Annotated in this window: 1 protein-coding gene; it reads left to right on the top strand. The window is 62.7% G+C overall.

The window, feature by feature from the left end; genetic code table 11:
* Nucleotides 1–370 (top strand): chorismate-binding protein (locus tag ACLJNW_RS23575; RefSeq protein ID WP_410961135.1); only part of this gene is annotated, 370 nt, incomplete at both ends.

The raw sequence follows: 370 nt of genomic DNA, 5'->3' as shown, positions 1-370 counted from the left end.
GCGCATGTCCATCGAATTCAAGGCGGCGCCCATCGACCTGTACCGCGCGCTGCGCTGTTTCAATCCGACGCCCTACATGTACTTCTTCAACTTCGGCGACTTCCATGTCGTGGGCAGCTCGCCGGAGGTGCTGGTACGGGTCGAGGATGGCCTGGTGACGGTGCGCCCGATCGCCGGTACCCGTCCGCGCGGGATCAACGAAGAGGCCGACCTGGCACTGGAGCAGGATCTGCTGTCGGACGCCAAGGAGATCGCCGAGCACCTGATGCTGATCGACCTGGGGCGCAACGACGTGGGGCGGGTGTCCGATATCGGCGCGGTGAAGGTCACCGAAAAAATGGTGATCGAACGTTACTCCAACGTCATGCAC

Source organism: Salmonella sp. SAL4457, from assembly GCF_046548235.1.
Taxonomy (GTDB): Bacteria; Pseudomonadota; Gammaproteobacteria; order Enterobacterales; family Enterobacteriaceae; genus Salmonella; species Salmonella enterica.
Note: the sequence above shows the minus strand (reverse complement) of the source record. Positions and strands in the feature narration are given on the sequence as shown.